This window comes from Microbacterium sp. SORGH_AS_0862, assembly GCF_030818795.1.
In the GTDB taxonomy this organism is placed as follows: Bacteria; Actinomycetota; Actinomycetes; order Actinomycetales; family Microbacteriaceae; genus Microbacterium.
This window is the reverse complement of record NZ_JAUTAY010000001.1, coordinates 2,961,919-2,977,835: the sequence shown is the minus strand read 5'-3', so window position 1 is coordinate 2,977,835 and position 15,917 is coordinate 2,961,919. Positions and strand designations below refer to the sequence as shown.

Here is a 15,917-nt window from a genome sequence, read left to right as displayed (position 1 = left end):
CCTCAGGGATGGATCGGCGCGCTGCCGCTTGCGCGGGCGATGATCCGAGCGAGCATCTCGGCCGACGTCGTGTTCTCGCCCGGCCGGTTGGGCTTGCCCGCGCCGTGATAGTCACTGGAACCGGTGACGATCAGACCGTTCTCGTGCGCGACCCTGCGCAGCACCGCCTTGCCGTCCGGCGTGTTCTCGCGATGCTCGATCTCGAAGCCGCCCAGTCCGTGCGCGATGAGCTCGTCGATCACGGGCATCGGCAGCATCCGGTCACGACCGTGAGGGGTCGGATGAGCGATGATCGGCACGCCGCCCGCGGCCACCACGAGGTCGACGGCGGTGAGCGGGTCGGGCGCGTAGTGCGGCTCGTAGTAGCCCGCGCGCGGATGCAGCACGCCGTCGAACGCGGCACCGCGGTCGGCGACGATGCCGCGCGCGACCAGCGCATCCGCGATGTGCGGGCGCCCCACGGTCGCGTCGGCGCCGGTCTGGGCGAGCACGTCCGCCCAGGTGAGGTCGTAGTCGCGAGCGAGGCTGGCAACGATGCGCTCCGCGCGGCCGATGCGGTCGTCCCGGATGCGGGCGAGCTCCGCCGTCAGCGCCGAGTCCGTGGGATCGAACAGGTACGCGAGGACGTGGACGCTGCGCCAGCCCTGGCGCGCGCTCATCTCCATGCCCGGCAGGAACGCCATACCCAGTCGCACGGCCTCGGCGGCCGCCTCGTCCCACCCCGCGGTCGTGTCGTGGTCGGTGAGCGACACCGTCGCCAGTCCCGCCGCGCGCGCCTGGCGCATGACCTCGGCCGGAGACTCGGTGCCATCCGAGCGGGTGGAGTGCAGATGCAGGTCGGCGGGCGTCGATACGCGGCCGTCTGCACTCATCCCCCGAGCGTACCGCGCGCCCGGACGCGCCCTGCTGCGTGCGGCCGACGCTCAGGTGTGCTGCCTAGGCTCGGAGGGTGTCACGTCTGCTGGGAATCCTGCTGAGCCTGCTCTGCGCGATCGCGGCGGCCGTGCTCACCTGGCCGGAGTTCTTCCGCCTCTCGCGGACGTTTCCGCTGACCCAGATCGTGTCGTTCCGCTCTCTCGTCGCGCTGGCGTTCGCGGCCCTCGCCGTCGTCGCCCTGCTGCTGTCGGTCGCACGCCCGCTGCGTCGCGTCGTCCTGCCGATCGCTCTTGTCGCCGTGCTCGCTGTCGGCGCCAACGCGGTGATCATCGTCTCGCGCGGCACGGGCACGACGGCGCTTCCCGCGAAGACCGAGAACAGCATTCGAATCATGACGTGGAACACCGCCGGCGACGCCACCTCCCCCCAGACGATCGCGCAGACCGCCATCGCCATGGGCGCGGACATCGTGAGCCTGCCCGAGACCACGATCGAGACCGGCGCGGAGGTCGCGGTCGCGATGCGGGATCTCGGCAGTCCCATGTGGGCGCACCACACCGAGTACGGCACCGATGGGTGGGCGGCGGATTCGACGACGCTGCTCATCAGCCCGTCGCTCGGCACCTACTCGGTCATCGCGTCCTCTCAAGAGGGCACGAGCACAGTTCCGAGCGCCGTCGCCATGCCGACAGACGGCAACGGCCCCACGGTCGTCGCCGCCCACGCTGTGGCCCCTCGGGAGGACCACATGGAGCAATGGCGCCATGACCTGCAGTGGCTGGCCGACCAGTGCGCGGGTGGCGACGTCATCATGGCGGGCGACTTCAACGCCACCCTCGATCACATGGCGGGCCTCGGAACCGACGGCGGAACGCTCGGCGCGTGCCGGGATGCGGCATCGCAGACGGGCAACGGCTCGGTCGGCACCTGGCCCACCGACCTCCCGGCCCTCGCGGGCGCGCCGATCGACCACGTGCTCGCCACGCCGCAGTGGACCCCCACCGGCTCTGTGGTGCTGAGCGGGATGGACGACGCCGGCAGCGACCACAGGCCGCTGGTCGTGCAGTACGAGCGCACCGGCTGAGCGCGCCGCCGAGGAGGGTGGGAGACTGGAACCATGTCGGAATCCACGGACACCTCACCCGCGACCACTGAAGAGCCGGTCGTCTCGAACCGCAAGCAGCCCTTCCCCCAGGGATTCCTGTCGACGATCTCGACCGGATGGGCCGAGCGCGCGGAGACGATCGCTCCGCCGCGCATCGAAGCGGCCTACGCCGCCGCACGCCGCGTCGCACTCTCCGCGCTGTTCCCGGGCTCGCGCCTCGTGATCCCCGCCGGCGAGCTCAAGCAGCGCAGCAACGACACCGACTACCCGTTCCGTGCGCACTCCGCCTTCGCCCACCTGACCGGATGGGGCGCGGACAGCGAGCCGGGCTCCGTGCTCGTCTTCGAGCCCCGCGGCGACGAGGGCCATGACGTCATGCTCTACTTCCGCGAGCGCGCCGACCGCACCACGAGCGAGTTCTACGCCGATGCGAGTGTGGGCGAGTTCTGGATCGGTCCGCGCCCGTCGCTGGCCCAGGTCGCGGCGGATCTCGCCATCGCGACGGCTCATCTCGACGCGTTCACGGCGAGCGACGCGGACCGCGTGGTCGACGAGGACGCCGAGCTGAGCCGCATCGTGTCGGAGCTGCGCCTCATCAAGGACGAGCACGAGATCGCCCAGTTGCAGCTGGCCGTGGACGTCACCGGTGCCGGCTTCGACGACATCGTCCGAGAACTCCCCCGCATCGTCACGCATCCTCGTGGCGAACGGGTCGTGGAGGGCGTCTTCCACCAGCGGGCTCGCAGCGACGGCAACGGGGAGGGCTACGACACGATCGCGGCGTCCGGCCCCCACGCCTGCTACCTGCACTGGACCCGCAACGACGGCCGCGTCCTGCCGGGCGATCTCATCCTGATCGACGCCGGCGTCGAGGTGGACAGCCTGTACACCGCCGACATCACCCGCACGCTGCCGGTCAACGGCCGCTTCACCGAGGTCCAGCGCCGCGTGTACGAGACGGTGCGCGAGGCCGCCGACGTCGCCTTCGCCGCCGCTCGTCCCGGCGTGAAGTTCCGTGAGATCCACGAGGCGGCCATGTCGGTCATCGCCGCCCGCGTCGCGGAGTGGGGCCTCATCCCGGTGACGGCGGAGGAGGCACTCGACGCCGACCGCGGCGGTCAGCACCGGCGATACATGGTGCACGGCACGAGCCACCACCTCGGCCTCGACGTACACGACTGCGCACAGGCGCGCCGCGACATGTACTACGAGGGCGAGCTCGCTCCCGGGATGGTGTTCACGATCGAGCCCGGCCTGTACTTCCAGGCCGACGATCTCACCGTCCCCGAGGAACTGCGCGGCATCGGCGTGCGCATCGAAGACGACATCCTCATGACGGCGGAAGGTCCCGTCAACCTGTCCGCGGGCATCCCCCGCACCGCGGACGAGATCGAGGCGTGGATCGCGCGCCTGTCCGACTGAGCGTCGCGGCCCGGGCCGGATGCGGCGCGCTCAGGCGCGGTCGTCGTCCTGATCCGGCTGCGGCTCTGCCGGCGCGGGCCGCTCGACCGGTGCCGCCTGCGGCGGCTGGCCGCCCGGCGTGATCCGCTCGCCGTAGCGGGGCGGGGTGTCGAGCCGCTGCGGTGCCGCCGCCGGCCGCGTCGCGGCCGGCGCGGTGCCGAGCGCGGCGCGGGCCTTGTGCACACTGGCGGGCGCGACCTTGACCTCGTAGTGGTCCGCGACGACCTGCATGACGGAGGCGTAGTCGCGCCGACGGCGCACGATCGAGAACATCAGGATGTTCAGCAGCATCCCGAGCGCGATGCCGACCAGCAGCACGCCGACGAAGGCCTGGATCGGAGCGGCGGGTGAGCCGAGCACGAAGATGAACGAGAAGAGCACACCCAGCATGAGGCCGTTGATCGCGCCCGACCTGGCGGCGGTCGCGTAGCCCAGTCGGCCGGTGATGCGCTCGATGGAGCGCAGGCCTGCGCCCACGATCGCGATCTCCTTGGCCGGGACCTCGGCCGCGATGAGAGCGGACACGGCCTTCTGCGCCCCCTCGTACTGCGTGAACGACGCGACGGTCTCGCCCGTCTCGGCGGAGCCTTGCGAGAACGGTGCACCCTGGTTGCTCATCACCCCATCTTCCCACGCCGTGCCGCAGCGCTCCCTGCTCGGTCATCGGGGCCGGGGCTAGGCTGGTCGGGTGAGCACACAGCGGGTTTTCGTCGCGCGTCTGGCCGGATGCGCGGTCTTCGATCCCGCCGGCGACCGCCTCGGACGCGTGCGCGACGTCGTCGTGATCTACCGCCCCGACGATGCTCCCCGGGTGATCGGCCTCGTCATCGAGATCCCCGGTCGACGCCATGTCTTCGTCTCGATCGGGCGCGTCACCTCGATCGACACCGGCCAGGTCATCACGACCGGCCTCATCAACGTGCGCCGTTTCCAGCAGCGCGGCGGCGAGGTGCGGGTTCTGGCCGAGCTCGTGGGACGCAAGGTGTCCCTGCGCGACGGCTCCGGCCAGGCCGTCATCGAGGATGTCGCGATCGAGCGCAACCGCCTCGGCGAGTGGGACGTGTCGCAGCTCTTCCTGCGCAAGCCCAAGACGAGCCCCTCGCCCTTCGCGAAGGGCGCGACGACCTTCGCCTCGTGGCATGACGTCAACGACGGACAGACCCGCGGCGAAGCGCAGTCCGCCGAGCGGCTGGTCGCCAGCTACGCCGAGCTCAAGGCCGCCGACCTGGCCAACACCCTGCTGGATCTTCCCGAGGACCGTCTCCTCGAGGTCGCGGAGGAGCTTCCCGACGATCGTCTCGCCGACGCTCTGGAAGAGATGCCGGAAGAGGAGCAGGTGCACATCCTCGAGGCCCTGGGCGATGAGCGTGCCGCCGACATCCTCGACGCGATGGAGCCCGACGACGCCGCCGACGTGCTCGCCCAACTGCCGGCCGAACAGCGCGAGGAGCTGCTCGAGCTGATGGAGCCGGATGAGGCGGAGGATGTGCGCGCCCTCCTGCAGTACGGCCCCGACACAGCAGGTGGTCTCATGACGCCGGAGCCCATCGTGCTGTCGGCCGACAACACGATCGCCGAGGCGCTCGCGCTCATCCGCCGGCACGAGACGCACCCGGCCCTCGCCGCGGCCGTCTTCGTGACGCTGCCCCCCTACGAGACTCCGACGGGCCGCCTGCTCGGCACGGTGCACTTCCAGCGGATGCTGCGCTATCCCCCGCACGAACGGCTCGGCGCGCTGCTCGATGATTCGCTCGAACCCGTGCCCGCCACCGCCTCCGCGGCCGTCGTCGCCCGCCTGCTGGCGACCTACAACCTCGTCTCCGTGCCGGTCGTCGACTCCGCACAGCGTCTCGTCGGCGCCGTGAGCGTCGACGACGTGCTCGACTACCTCCTTCCGGAGGACTGGCGCACGGGAGACTCGGAAGGACGGCCGCAATGATGGCCCGGTCCCCCCGCAAAGGAGCACTGGACGCACCCCGGGGCCGGGGCGGCATGCTGTCGCGGTCCTCGCAGCCCTCGCGCGATCGCTTCGGGCGGTTCACCGAGGTGATCGCCCGGGGCATGGGCACGCCGTGGTTCCTGGTGGGCCTGAGTGCGTTCTGCGCCGCCTGGCTCGCCTGGAACACCATCCTGCCCCCGGAGCTGCGCTTCGACTCCTCCGACAACGGCTTCACGGCGCTGACACTCGTGCTCTCGCTGCAGGCGTCCTACGCCGCACCCCTGATCCTGCTCGCGCAGAACCGACAGGACGATCGCGACCGCGTGCAGATCGAGCAGGACCGTCAGCGCGCGGAGCGCAACCTCGCCGACACCGAGTATCTCGCCCGCGAGATCGTCGCGCTCCGGATGGCGCTGACGGACGTCTCGAGCGAGTCGGTCACGCGCGAGGTGCTCCGCGACGAGCTGCGCGCGCTGCTGGAGGATCTGCAGGCGCACGAGGCCGGTGAGAAGCCGGAGCAGGTGCGAGCCGAGCGCGAAGAGAAGCGCCGTCGGGCCGAACGACGCGAGAAGGCGGAGCGCGAAGCCCGTGAGCTCTGAGACCAATCGCGTCGCCCGGGTCAGGGAGGCGGTCGGCGCCGTCACCGATCCCGAGCTGAGACGCAGCCTCGCCGACCTCGAGATGCTGCGCGAGGTGACGGAGACCGCCGACGGCGGTGTGCGCGTCGCTGTGGCGCTCACGATCGTCGGCTGTCCCGCATCCGATCGCATCGAACGCGACGTGCGCGCTGCCGCCGAGCGAGTGGTGGGAGAGGCCCCGGTCGAGGTCGCGCTGGGCGTCATGAGCCCCGACGAGCGGGAGGCGCTGACGACGCGCCTGCGCGGCGGTCGGCGGCGGGGGAATCCCTTCACACCCGAGTCGCTGACGCGCGTGGTCGCCGTCACGAGCGGCAAGGGCGGCGTCGGCAAGTCGACGCTCACCGCCAATCTCGCCGTCGCCCTGGCGGAACGCGGGAGACGCGTGGGCGTCGTGGACGCCGACGTGCACGGCTTCTCGATCCCTGCGCTGCTCGGGCTCGTCGACGCCGACGGGGCGAGTGTGCGACCGACCCGGATCGACGAGCTCATCGTCCCGCCGGTCGCCTTCGACGTGAAGGTCGTCTCGATAGGGATGTTCCTGCCCGAGGGCGCCGCCCGCAGCGCCGTCGCGTGGCGCGGCCCCATGCTGCATCGCACAATCCAGCAGTTCCTGACCGAGGTGTACTTCGGCGACCTGGACGTCCTGCTCATCGACATGCCCCCCGGTACGGGCGACATCGCCATCTCGATCGGACAGCTCCTGCCCCACGCCGACGTCCTCGTCGTCACGACCCCGCAGGCGGCCGCATCCGACGTGGCGGCGCGCAGCGCGCTCGTGGCGAGACAGACCGGTCAGAGCGTCCTGGGAGTCGTCGAGAACATGACCGCCATGACGCTGCCGGACGGTACGAGATTCGATCTGTTCGGCTCCGGCGGCGGGGATCACATCGCACGGGAGCTGAGCACCGACGCCGAGACGGTCGAGGTGATCGCGCGCGTGCCGCTGAGCCCTGCCCTTCGCCACGGTGGGGACACCGGCGAGCCGGTCGTGCGCAGTGCTCCGGAGGATGCGGCCTCGCTCGCGATCCAGCAGGTCGCCGACCGCATCCTGCGATCCGGACGCTCGCTCTCCGGCAGACAGCTGCCCGTCACACCGCGCTGAGCGCCGGAGGCGTCAGGTCGCCTCGTCGTCGAACGGGGGCCGCTCCCCCGACTCGAGGTCGAAGCTCTCTGCCGCGCGCGTCGTCGACACGGTCATGGCCGCCGTCGCACCGGCGGCACGCACGGTCGCCGTGGGCGGATCGTCGAGCAGCGCCTCCCGGATGATGCGCCGGGGGTCGTACTGGCGCGGGTCGAGCTTGCGCCAGTCCACCTCGTCGAACTCCGGACCCATCTCGTCCTTCACGCGGCTGCGCGCACCGCGCAGGAACTCGCGGGAGCGGTTCGTGAACCGTGCGAGGGCCTCCGCATAGCGAGGCAGTCGTTCGGGTCCGATGAGGAAGGCGGCGATCACGGCGATCACCAGCAGCTTCTCGATCGTGAGCCCGAACACCATGCCTTCAGATTACCGCCGCGCCTGACCGCCGCCGCCCATCGGCGACCGTAGGCTTGCCGAGGAGGAACACCATGGCCGGACATGACGCGAGCGACCGCTTCGCTCGCGAGGCGACCGTCGAACCCGACGCGATCGCCCGCGCACGCACGCACGCTCTTGAACTGGGTGCGGATCCGGTGAGCCCGCCGATCGGTGCGCAGCTCGCGCTGCTCGCGCAGGTCTCACGCGCCCTGAACATCGTCGAGATCGGCACGGGCGCGGGTGTGTCGGGGCTGTGGCTCATGCACGGGGCGCCGCGGGCCATCCTCACGACCATCGACAAGGAGCCCGAGCACCTCCAGGCGGCCCGTCGCGCGTTCTCGGACGCGCGCATCGCGCCGGCTCGCGCCAGATTCATCACCGGTCGCGCCTCCGATGTCCTGCCGCGCATGAACGAAGCCTCCTACGACATCGTGCTCGTCGACGCGGATGCGGACGGCGTGATCGAGTACGTGGAGCACGGGCTGCGTCTCGTTCGCCCGGGCGGACTCGTGCTCGTGCCCCGCATCCTCGCCGGCGGCGCCGTGGCCGACCCGGTGCGCCGCGACCCCGTGACGACCGCCTACCGCTCGCTCATCCAGGAGACGCAGTCCTCCCCCGCGGTCATCGGCGCGCTGTCGATCGTGGGCGAGGGCCTCCTCCAGCTCACGACCATCGACGAGAACCACTGACATGCCACTGCGGCCGGTCCCGAAGGACCGGCCGCAGTGGAACAGGAAGTGAACAGCTCAGGCGCCGACGACCCCCGCGAGCACGTCGTGCAGTTCCTTGGCCTCGGCGTCGTTGACCGACACCACAAGACGCCCGCCGCCCTCGAGCGGAACACGAACGATGATCAGGCGCCCCTCCTTCACAGCCTCCATCGGCCCGTCTCCGGTTCTCGGCTTCATGGCTGCCATCGTGGCTCCTCTTCGTCAATGGTGAGTTCCCAGTTTATCGTGCGTGAGAGCGCGCCCGACGCTTGTCCTCAGGGGATCTGCCAGAGAGTGTTCCCGAGCGCGTACATGTTGTAGATCCACCACCACTGTGCGGCGAGACCCGCCACCAGTACGCCGATACGCCAGGCCGGATGACGCCCGACCGCGACGGCGCCCCACAGGGGCGACAGCGGCACGAGCAGCCGGAAGGTGCTCGACTGCGGGAAGAAGACGGCGAGCAGGTAGAGCAGGTAACTCGCCGACCACAACCGCACCTCGACGCCGAGCCGGCGCACCCCCGGCGCGAACAGCAGGACGGCGGCCGCCGCCAGCACGATCACGGTCAGCAACGCGAACCCGAGCCACAGCGGCCAGCCCCACAGCCGCGCCCAGAAGGCGGTGCCGGCGAGGAAGCCCTCGAACGGGAAGAAGTGAGCGGCCGCATCCGGGATCCAGTTGCGCCGCCACGCGAGCTCCGTCATCAGGTAGGCGCCCGGGTCGCCCGTCGAGACGGCCGCGATCACCTGCCAGGAAAAGCCGACGACCGTGGCCAGGGCGGCGAGGGCGACCAGGTGCAGGATCTCCCGTGCGGGGAGGGGATCCGCACGCCTGCGCAGCCAACGCCAGATGCCCACGAGCCCGAGCGTGAGGGCGAAAGCGAGGATGCCGGGGCGCGTGAACCCCATGAGCGGGACGAGGAGGTAGAGCCAGATGTAACGGCGCCGGAGCAGGGCGTCCAGCGCGAGGATCAGCCACAGGAGGAACAGCGACTCCGCGTAGGCGATCTGGAACAGCGCGGCCAGCGGACCCGCCACGAAGAAGACGACCGCCCAGGTCGACGTCGACCGGTCGAGACGCTGACGCATCAGGCGATAGAACGCGAGCGCCGCGAAGTAGCCGGCGATCAGCGCGACGAGGGGACCCGCCACGGGCCACCCGCCGGTGATGAGCCCCACTCCCTGCGACAGCCACGGATACAGCGGCAGGAAGGCCCACGCGTTCTCGGCAACCTGGCCCGCCTCGGTCAGCGGCAGCGGCGAGGGGTACCCGTTGGCGGCGACCACCCAGTACCACTGCGCGTCCCAGCCCATGAGCAGCTTGCCGATGCCGGGATCCACGCCGAACCGCGATGCCGGAGTCGACAGCGCGGAGGCGAGGGCGAAGAAGCCGAGCGTCACCAGACGCGCGGCGACATAGATCAGCCCGATCCGCGCGGCGGCGGGCCAGCGGCCGACGCGCGTCAGCTGCTCAGCCACGTGCGCAGTCCGCGCTCGACGTCCTCGATCTGCGCGATCGGCACGCGCTCCTGGTCGTGGTGGGCCAGGCTCGGGTCGCCCGGGCCGTAGTTCACCGCGGGGACTCCCAGCGCCGAGAAGCGCGCCACATCCGTCCAGCCGTACTTCGGATGCGGTCGGGCACCGACCGCGCGCACGAATTCCTGAGCGAGGGGGGCGTCCAGACCCGGCCGGGCCCCCGCGGACGCATCCGTCAGCTCGACCTCGTAGCCTGCCAGTACCTCGCGCACGTGCGCCTCCGCCTCGGCCACCGACCTGCTCGGCGCGAAGCGGTAGTTGATCTCGACCTCGCAGAGATCGGGGATGACGTTGCCTGCCACGCCGCCGGTCACGCGCACGGCGTTCAGGCCCTCGCGGTAGGCGAGTCCCTCGACGTCGATCGTCGCCGGCTCGTACGCGGCGAGGCGGGCGAGGATCGGAGCTGCGGCGTGGATCGCGTTCTCCCCCACCCAGGCGCGTGCGCTGTGGGCCCGGACGCCGTGCGTGCGCGCCACGACGCGCAGCGTGCCGTTGCAGCCTCCCTCCACCTGGCCGTTGGAGGGCTCGCCGAGAATGGCGAAGTCCGCCTCGAAGAGGTCGGGGCGCAGGCGCGCCACGCGTCCGAGACCGTTGAGGGAGGCTTCCACCTCTTCGTGGTCGTACCACATCCAGGTGATGTCGACGCGCGGATCGGTGAGCTCGGCGGCGAGCTTCAGCTGGACCGCGACGCCCGCCTTCATGTCGACCGTGCCGCGCCCCCAGAGGCTCGGCTCGCCCTCGTCGTCGATCAGACGGGTCGGGAGGTTGTCGTTGACGGGGACCGTGTCGATGTGCCCGGCGATCGCGACGCGCTGCGGCCTGCCGAGGCGGGTGCGGGCGACGATCGTGTCGCCGTCGCGGAAGACCTCGAGGTGCGACAGGGGCGCGAGGGCCGCGGCGATGGCGTCCGCCAGCGTCGCCTCATCTCCGGACACGCTCCGGATGTCGCAGATCGCCTGCGTGAGCTCGACGGCGGACGCGGACAGATCCAGCACGGGCATGAGCTCAGTCTATCGAGGCTCCCCGGGCCGATAACCTGAGGGGATGAGCATGAAGCGCACGGTGTGGGGCACGGGTCTGTCGACGACGAGCGAGGACGGCACCGTCCTCGACGCGTGGTTCCCGACGGTGGCGGTCCAGGCGCAGCCCGCCTCGACCGCCGACCTCGCGGAGTTCGCGGGCGCAGACACCCGCCGCCGGGTCACGGTCGCTCCCGTCGAGCTGACGATCGATGTGGATGCGGCCCCGGCATCCACGGTCGACGCCTACCTGCGTCTGCACGCCCTCTCCCACCGGGTCGTGGCCCCGAACGAGATCAACCTCGAGGGTGTCTTCGGCCACCTGCCGATCGTCGCGTGGACGACCGCGGGACCGATGCACCCCGCCGACGCCGAGCGTCTGCGTCCGGCGCTGACCCGCGCCGGTATCCAGGTGCACAGCCTCGACAAGTTCCCGCGGCTGCTCGACTACGTCACCCCGCCCGGGGTGCGCATCGCCGACGCCTCGCGCGTGCGCCTGGGCGCCTACCTCTCCCCCGGGACCACGGTCATGCACGAGGGATTCGTCAACTTCAACGCCGGCACCCTGGGCGCCTCGATGGTTGAAGGGCGCATCTCCCAGGGCGTCGTGGTCGGTGACGGCAGCGACATCGGCGGCGGCGCGTCGATCATGGGCACCCTCTCGGGCGGCGGCACCCACCGGGTCTCGATCGGATCGCGCACGCTCCTGGGCGCGAACGCGGGCATCGGCATCTCGCTCGGCGACGACTGCGTCGTGGAAGCCGGCCTCTACGTCACCGCCGGATCCAAGATCGTCCTCGCCGACGAGCAGCCGGGCGCCGACGGAACACGCCCCGTCGTGAAGGGCGCGGAGCTGTCCGGACGCGACGGCATCCTCTTCCGCAGGAACTCGGTGACCGGAGCGATCGAAGCCGTGCGACGCGCGGGCGTGGGAGTCACCCTCAACGAAGCGCTGCACGCATGAGCGCGCCGCGGCTGCCGAAGAAGCTCTACGAGCGCGAAGTCGCGCGTCTGCAGGCCCAGCTCGTCGACATGCAGGCGTGGGTGCAGGCGACCGGCGCGCGCGTCGTGGTGATCTTCGAGGGCCGCGACGCTGCGGGCAAGGGATCGACGATCAAGCGGGTGGCGGAGTACCTGAATCCCCGCGTCAGCCGCATCGTCGCTCTGCCGACGCCCACGGATCGCGAGAAGTCGCAGTGGTACTTCCAGCGCTACATCCCGCATCTGCCCGCGGCGGGCGAGATCGTGCTCATGGACCGCTCCTGGTACAACCGGGCCGGCGTCGAGCGGGTCATGGGCTACTGCACGGATGCGGAATACCAGAGGTTCCTGCGCCAGGCCCCGCTGTTCGAGCGGATGCTGGTCGAGGACGGCATCCTGCTGCTCAAGTACTGGTTCAGTGTCTCCGATGTCGAGCAGGAGGCGCGTTTCCGCTCGCGGGCCAGCGACCCGATGAGGCGCTGGAAGCTGAGCCCGAACGACGTGCTGTCCATCACCAAGTGGGAGGACTACTCACGGGCGAAGGATGCGATGCTCGTGCACACCGACATCCCCGAGGCGCGCTGGTACGAGGTCGACAATGAGGACAAGCGTCGTGGCCGGATCAACATGATCCACCATCTGCTCGGGCAGATCCCCTGGCAGCCGCTCCCGCACGAGACAGTGGAGATCCCGGAAAGACCCGCCTCACGCGGATACGAACGCCCGCCGCGCAGCGCGGACGCGATGGTCCCCGACTACGCCGCCACGCTGGAGCGCTGACGGCGTCAGTCGCGCAGCCGCACCGACAGACAGGTGACGCAGCCCTCGAGCTTCTCGAACTCGGTCACCGGCGTGGTGATGACCTCCAGCCCCCTCTCCCGGAAGAGAGCAGCGGATGCCGGAGCGTCCGCCGACATGAGCACGGTGTTCTCGTCGAGCACCACCACAGCAGTGCCGTGCTCCTCGGGAACCGGCAGGAACGCCGGGAACGCGTCGGCGTCGTCCACCAGCGGCGGGTAACCGATGACGGTGCCGTCCGGAAGTGCGGTGACCGCTGACTTCAGATGCAGCACCCGCGTCACGGGGACGCCCTGCACGTCCCACCCTCGTGGTTCGAGCAGTGCGCGCAGCTGCGCCACGGCGTCCTCGGTCGTGCGCGCCGACAGGCCCACGTAGACGGTACGGCCGATCTTCAGAACGTCGCCGCCGTCGAGCGTCGCCGGTGCGACGATCTCCGCCGTCGACAGCCCGGTCCGCGCGGTCGCGGCTTCGATCGTGGGGCGCTCACCCCGGCGCGAGTCGGCTCCGGCGCGGCAGAGGACGGCCAGATCGCCGAACACGACCACGGCATCCTCGACGAAGACGCCGTCCGCCTGCTCATCCGCCTCGGCGACCGGCACGATCTCCCACCCGCGGGCGCGGAACACGTCGACGTACGCCTCCCACTGCTCGCGCGCGAGCGCGGGATCCACCGGCACCCGCTCGAGGTGCGTGAGCTCCCCCTCCGCCAGTCGCGAGGACGGCGGCCGCACGAGAAGCCGCGGCATCGTCAGCCCACGCCCGGGTAGTTGCGCTCGGGAGCACCCACGTACAGCTGCTGGGGGCGACCGATCTTCGTCTGCGGGTCCTGGTTCATCTCCCGCCAGTGCGCGAGCCAGCCCGGAAGACGACCGATCGCGAACAGCACGGTGAACATGCGAGTCGGGAAGCCCATGGCCTTGTAGATGACCCCGGTGTAGAAATCGACGTTCGGGTACAGCCGGCGCGAGATGAAGTAGTCGTCGCGCAGGGCGATCTCCTCCAGCTCCTTCGCGAGATCCAGCAGCGGGTCGCTGACGCCGAGCTCGGCGAGCACCTCGTCGGCGGACTCCTTGACGAGCTTCGCGCGCGGGTCGTAGTTCTTGTAGACGCGGTGCCCGAAGCCCATGAGCTTCACGCCGTCTTCCTTGTTCTTGACCCGCTCGACGAAACGCTGCACGCTCTCGCCGGAGTCGCGGATGCGGCCCAGCATGTCGAGCACGGCCTCGTTCGCACCACCGTGAAGCGGCCCGGACAGAGCGTTGATTCCCGCCGAGACCGAGGAGAAGATGTTCGCGCCGGTGGAGCCCACCAGACGCACGGTCGACGTCGAGGCGTTCTGCTCGTGGTCCTCGTGCAGGATCAGCAGGCGCTCGAGCGCGCGAGACATCACGGGGCTGATCTCGTACTGCTCGCTGAGCACTCCGAAGTTGAGCTTCAGGAAGTTGTCGACGAAGCTGAGCGAGTTATCGGGGTACAGGAAGGCCTGACCGACGCTCTTCTTGTGTGCGTAGGCCGCGATCACGGGAAGCTTCGCGAGCATCCGGATGGTGTTGAGCTCGACGAACTCGGGGTTGTGCGGATCCGACTGGTTCTCGTAGTAGGTCGACAGCGCCGCGGTGGCCGCTGACAGCACCGACATCGGGTGCGCGGTGTGCGGCAGAGCCGAGAAGAAGCGCTTCAGATCCTCGTGCAGGAGGGTGTGACGCCGGATGCGGTTGTCGAAGTCCTCGAGCTCGCTCGCGCTGGGCAGCTCGCCGTAGATGAGCAGCCAGGCGACTTCGAGGTAGGTCGAGTTCTTCGCGAGCTGCTCGATCGGGTATCCGCGGTAGCGCAGGATGCCCTCGTCGCCGTCGATGAAGGTGACCGCGGATTTGGTCGCCGCGGTGTTCACGAACCCGTAGTCGAGGGTCGTGTGTCCGGTCTGACGCGTCAGTGAGGACACATCGATGCTGGGCACACCGTCCGTGCCCGTCAGCACAGGCAGCTCCGCGGTGTGCTCTGCGACGGTCAGACGTGCGGTCTTCTGCTGCGAGCCGGCTTCGGTCACGGCGCCTCCTTGCGATGGATCGTCGGCGAAAGGTGGGGATCCTCGGTCGCCCGGTGGCGACCTGCCCGGGCACACTACGTGTCGGCGCGCCCCTGCGATTACAGCCTAGCCGTGGCAGCGGCCTACGGTGAATGGCGCCAAAGGAATGGGAGATCCGTAAGAGGAAACCTACGAGCTCGCGGCACCGAGACGCATCGCAGCCGCGGCGATCCGCTCATCCGATGCCGTGAGGGACAGCCGGATGTGCTGCGGATGGTGCGGTCCGTAGAAGTGCCCGGGGCCGGCCAGGATGCCGAGATCGGCGAGGGCGGCCATGCTGTCCCACGCATCCTCGCCGCGCGTCGCCCAGAGATAGAGCCCGGCTTCACTGCGGTCGACGCGGAAGCCGGCGGCCTCGACGGCGGGCTTCAGCACCGCCCGACGGGCGCCGTAGCGCCCCTTCTGTGCGGCGACGTGCGCGTCGTCGCCCAGCGCGGCCACCATCGCGGCCTGCACGGGAGCGGGCAGCATGAGCCCCAGGTGCTTCCGCGCCGTCAGCAGCCGCGCGACCAGGCCGGGATCGCCCGCGAGGAAGGCGGCACGATAACCGGCGAGGTTGGACTGCTTGCTCAGCGAGTAGACCGACAGCACCCCCGACAGATCGGCTGCCACCACGGCGGGATCCAGGACCGACGGCACGGGGGCCTCAGCCCACGGCGCTTCCCATCCCAGCTCGGCGTAGCACTCGTCCGACACGAGCACCGCGCCGAGCTCTCGCGCCCGCTCACGGGCCACGCGCAGTTCGGCGACGCTCCACACCCGGCCGTCCGGGTTGCCGGGAGAGTTGATCCAGATGAGTCTGGTGCCGTCCGGCCACGAGGCCGGATCGTCCTCGGCCACCGCGGTCGCCCCGACCAGGCGTGCGCCGACCTCGTAGGTCGGATACGCCGCGACCGGATGCACGACGGTGTCACCGACGCCGAGGCCGAGCAGCAGCGGAAGCAGGGCCACCAGTTCCTTCGAACCGACGGTCGGCAGCACGTGGGCGGCAGTGAGATCCGCGACGCCGCGGCGACGCGCGTACCAGTCGACGATCGCTTCACGCAGCGGGGGCGTACCCACGGTCTGCGGATAGGCGTGCGCGTCGGTCGCGGCCGCGAGCGCGGCCTCGACGACCGCCGGAGTGCGGTCGACGGGAGATCCGATCGAGAGATCGACGATGCCGTCGGGGTGACGACGCGCGGTCTCGGCGTACGGCGCGACGGCGTCCCAGGGGTAGTCGGCGAGGTCGGCGACGCTCATCTAGG

At 70.4% G+C, this 15,917-nt stretch carries 17 protein-coding genes; 8 read left to right on the top strand and 9 right to left on the bottom strand.

Going from position 1 to position 15,917, the window contains the following annotated elements; genetic code table 11:
- Positions 1-2 precede the first annotated feature (2 nt).
- Positions 3-872: a PHP domain-containing protein gene (locus QE377_RS14590; protein WP_307324590.1), complete on the bottom strand. Its 870-nt coding sequence runs from the start codon at positions 870-872 to the stop codon at positions 3-5.
- Positions 873-949: 77 nt separating this feature from the next.
- Here QE377_RS14590 and QE377_RS14585 point away from each other — a divergent pair, with 77 nt between their 5' ends.
- A complete protein-coding gene (locus QE377_RS14585; RefSeq protein WP_307324587.1) occupies positions 950-1,960 on the top strand; it encodes an endonuclease/exonuclease/phosphatase family protein in 1,011 nt (336 codons plus the stop codon).
- Between the two features lie 33 nt (positions 1,961-1,993).
- Positions 1,994-3,403 carry an aminopeptidase P family protein gene (locus QE377_RS14580; protein WP_307324584.1) on the top strand — a complete coding sequence of 470 codons (1,410 nt, stop codon included), beginning with the start codon at positions 1,994-1,996 and terminating at the stop codon, positions 3,401-3,403.
- Positions 3,404-3,433: 30 nt separating this feature from the next.
- On the opposite strand, the gene QE377_RS14575 is transcribed toward QE377_RS14580, so the two are convergent.
- Entirely contained in the window at positions 3,434-4,060 is a 627-nt protein-coding gene (locus QE377_RS14575; protein WP_307324582.1) for a general stress protein, read from the bottom strand.
- A 70-nt stretch (positions 4,061-4,130) separates the two neighbouring features.
- On the opposite strand from QE377_RS14575, the gene QE377_RS14570 reads away from it, so the two are divergent.
- Genes QE377_RS14570 through QE377_RS14560 form a run of 3 tightly spaced genes read left to right on the top strand, consistent with a single transcriptional unit; the run spans position 4,131 to position 7,121 of the window.
- Positions 4,131-5,381, top strand: coding sequence for a magnesium transporter MgtE N-terminal domain-containing protein (locus QE377_RS14570; RefSeq protein WP_137417397.1), 1,251 nt, complete (start codon positions 4,131-4,133; stop codon positions 5,379-5,381).
- Positions 5,381-5,980, top strand: coding sequence for a DUF1003 domain-containing protein (locus QE377_RS14565; protein ID WP_307326042.1), 600 nt, complete (start codon positions 5,381-5,383; stop codon positions 5,978-5,980). The genes QE377_RS14570 and QE377_RS14565 overlap by 1 nt, the downstream gene beginning before the upstream one ends.
- Positions 5,970-7,121, top strand: a complete 1,152-nt coding sequence (locus tag QE377_RS14560; RefSeq protein ID WP_307324580.1) for an Mrp/NBP35 family ATP-binding protein — start codon at positions 5,970-5,972, stop codon at positions 7,119-7,121. The genes QE377_RS14565 and QE377_RS14560 overlap by 11 nt, the downstream gene beginning before the upstream one ends.
- A 12-nt stretch (positions 7,122-7,133) precedes the next feature.
- Here QE377_RS14560 and QE377_RS14555 read toward each other — a convergent pair whose 3' ends face one another.
- Positions 7,134-7,514: a Sec-independent protein translocase TatB gene (locus tag QE377_RS14555; RefSeq protein ID WP_307324578.1), complete on the bottom strand. Its 381-nt coding sequence runs from the start codon at positions 7,512-7,514 to the stop codon at positions 7,134-7,136.
- A 71-nt stretch (positions 7,515-7,585) separates the two neighbouring features.
- Between QE377_RS14555 and QE377_RS14550 the strand changes: the two genes are divergently transcribed.
- Positions 7,586-8,224, top strand: a complete 639-nt coding sequence (locus tag QE377_RS14550) for an O-methyltransferase (protein ID WP_137417399.1) — start codon at positions 7,586-7,588, stop codon at positions 8,222-8,224.
- A gap of 57 nt (positions 8,225-8,281) precedes the next feature.
- Here the strand turns inward: QE377_RS14550 and QE377_RS14545 are convergent, their stop codons facing one another.
- The 3 genes from QE377_RS14545 to dapE all read right to left on the bottom strand — a co-directional run bounded on the left by QE377_RS14545 (position 8,282) and on the right by dapE (position 10,784).
- Positions 8,282-8,452: a DUF3117 domain-containing protein gene (locus QE377_RS14545; protein WP_137417400.1), complete on the bottom strand. Its 171-nt coding sequence runs from the start codon at positions 8,450-8,452 to the stop codon at positions 8,282-8,284.
- Positions 8,453-8,520: 68 nt separating this feature from the next.
- A complete protein-coding gene (locus QE377_RS14540) occupies positions 8,521-9,726 on the bottom strand; it encodes a hypothetical protein (protein WP_307324575.1) in 1,206 nt (401 codons plus the stop codon).
- Positions 9,711-10,784, bottom strand: a complete 1,074-nt coding sequence (gene dapE / locus QE377_RS14535) for a succinyl-diaminopimelate desuccinylase (RefSeq protein ID WP_307324572.1) — start codon at positions 10,782-10,784, stop codon at positions 9,711-9,713. Before dapE ends, QE377_RS14540 begins: the two co-directional genes overlap by 16 nt.
- Positions 10,785-10,827: 43 nt before the next feature.
- Between dapE and dapD the strand changes: the two genes are divergently transcribed.
- Both dapD and ppk2 read left to right on the top strand, forming a co-directional pair.
- The gene (gene dapD / locus QE377_RS14530; RefSeq protein ID WP_307324570.1) at positions 10,828-11,766 is read left to right on the top strand and encodes a 2,3,4,5-tetrahydropyridine-2,6-dicarboxylate N-succinyltransferase; all 939 of its coding nucleotides are present in this window, start codon (positions 10,828-10,830) and stop codon (positions 11,764-11,766) included.
- Positions 11,763-12,563: a polyphosphate kinase 2 gene (gene ppk2 / locus QE377_RS14525; RefSeq protein WP_307324568.1), complete on the top strand. Its 801-nt coding sequence runs from the start codon at positions 11,763-11,765 to the stop codon at positions 12,561-12,563. The genes dapD and ppk2 overlap by 4 nt, the downstream gene beginning before the upstream one ends.
- Positions 12,564-12,568: 5 nt before the next feature.
- Here ppk2 and ddaH read toward each other — a convergent pair whose 3' ends face one another.
- From ddaH to dapC, 3 genes are all read right to left on the bottom strand, one after another.
- Positions 12,569-13,330 (bottom strand): dimethylargininase, encoded by a 762-nt coding sequence (gene ddaH / locus QE377_RS14520; RefSeq protein WP_307324566.1) that lies wholly within the window; start codon positions 13,328-13,330, stop codon positions 12,569-12,571.
- A gap of 2 nt (positions 13,331-13,332) precedes the next feature.
- Positions 13,333-14,631: a citrate synthase gene (locus QE377_RS14515; protein ID WP_307324563.1), complete on the bottom strand. Its 1,299-nt coding sequence runs from the start codon at positions 14,629-14,631 to the stop codon at positions 13,333-13,335.
- Between the two features lie 168 nt (positions 14,632-14,799).
- Entirely contained in the window at positions 14,800-15,912 is a 1,113-nt protein-coding gene (gene dapC, locus QE377_RS14510; RefSeq protein ID WP_307324561.1) for a succinyldiaminopimelate transaminase, read from the bottom strand.
- Between the last annotated feature and the right edge of the window lie 5 nt (positions 15,913-15,917).

Bases quoted from the DNA above. Each gene is read 5' to 3' on its own strand.
- QE377_RS14590 (WP_307324590.1), bottom strand. From the start codon at position 872: ATGAGTGCAGACGGCCGCGTATCGACGCCCGCCGACCTGCATCTGCAC.
- QE377_RS14580 (WP_307324584.1), top strand. From the start codon at position 1,994: ATGTCGGAATCCACGGACACCTCACCCGCGACCACTGAAGAGCCGGTC.
- QE377_RS14575 (WP_307324582.1), bottom strand. From the start codon at position 4,060: ATGAGCAACCAGGGTGCACCGTTCTCGCAAGGCTCCGCCGAGACGGGC.
- QE377_RS14565 (WP_307326042.1), top strand. From the start codon at position 5,381: ATGGCCCGGTCCCCCCGCAAAGGAGCACTGGACGCACCCCGGGGCCGG.
- QE377_RS14555 (WP_307324578.1), bottom strand. From the start codon at position 7,514: ATGGTGTTCGGGCTCACGATCGAGAAGCTGCTGGTGATCGCCGTGATC.
- QE377_RS14550 (WP_137417399.1), top strand. From the start codon at position 7,586: ATGGCCGGACATGACGCGAGCGACCGCTTCGCTCGCGAGGCGACCGTC.
- QE377_RS14545 (WP_137417400.1), bottom strand. From the start codon at position 8,452: ATGGCAGCCATGAAGCCGAGAACCGGAGACGGGCCGATGGAGGCTGTG.
- dapE (WP_307324572.1), bottom strand. From the start codon at position 10,784: ATGCCCGTGCTGGATCTGTCCGCGTCCGCCGTCGAGCTCACGCAGGCG.
- dapD (WP_307324570.1), top strand. From the start codon at position 10,828: ATGAGCATGAAGCGCACGGTGTGGGGCACGGGTCTGTCGACGACGAGC.
- ppk2 (WP_307324568.1), top strand. From the start codon at position 11,763: ATGAGCGCGCCGCGGCTGCCGAAGAAGCTCTACGAGCGCGAAGTCGCG.
- ddaH (WP_307324566.1), bottom strand. From the start codon at position 13,330: ATGCCGCGGCTTCTCGTGCGGCCGCCGTCCTCGCGACTGGCGGAGGGG.
- dapC (WP_307324561.1), bottom strand. From the start codon at position 15,912: ATGAGCGTCGCCGACCTCGCCGACTACCCCTGGGACGCCGTCGCGCCG.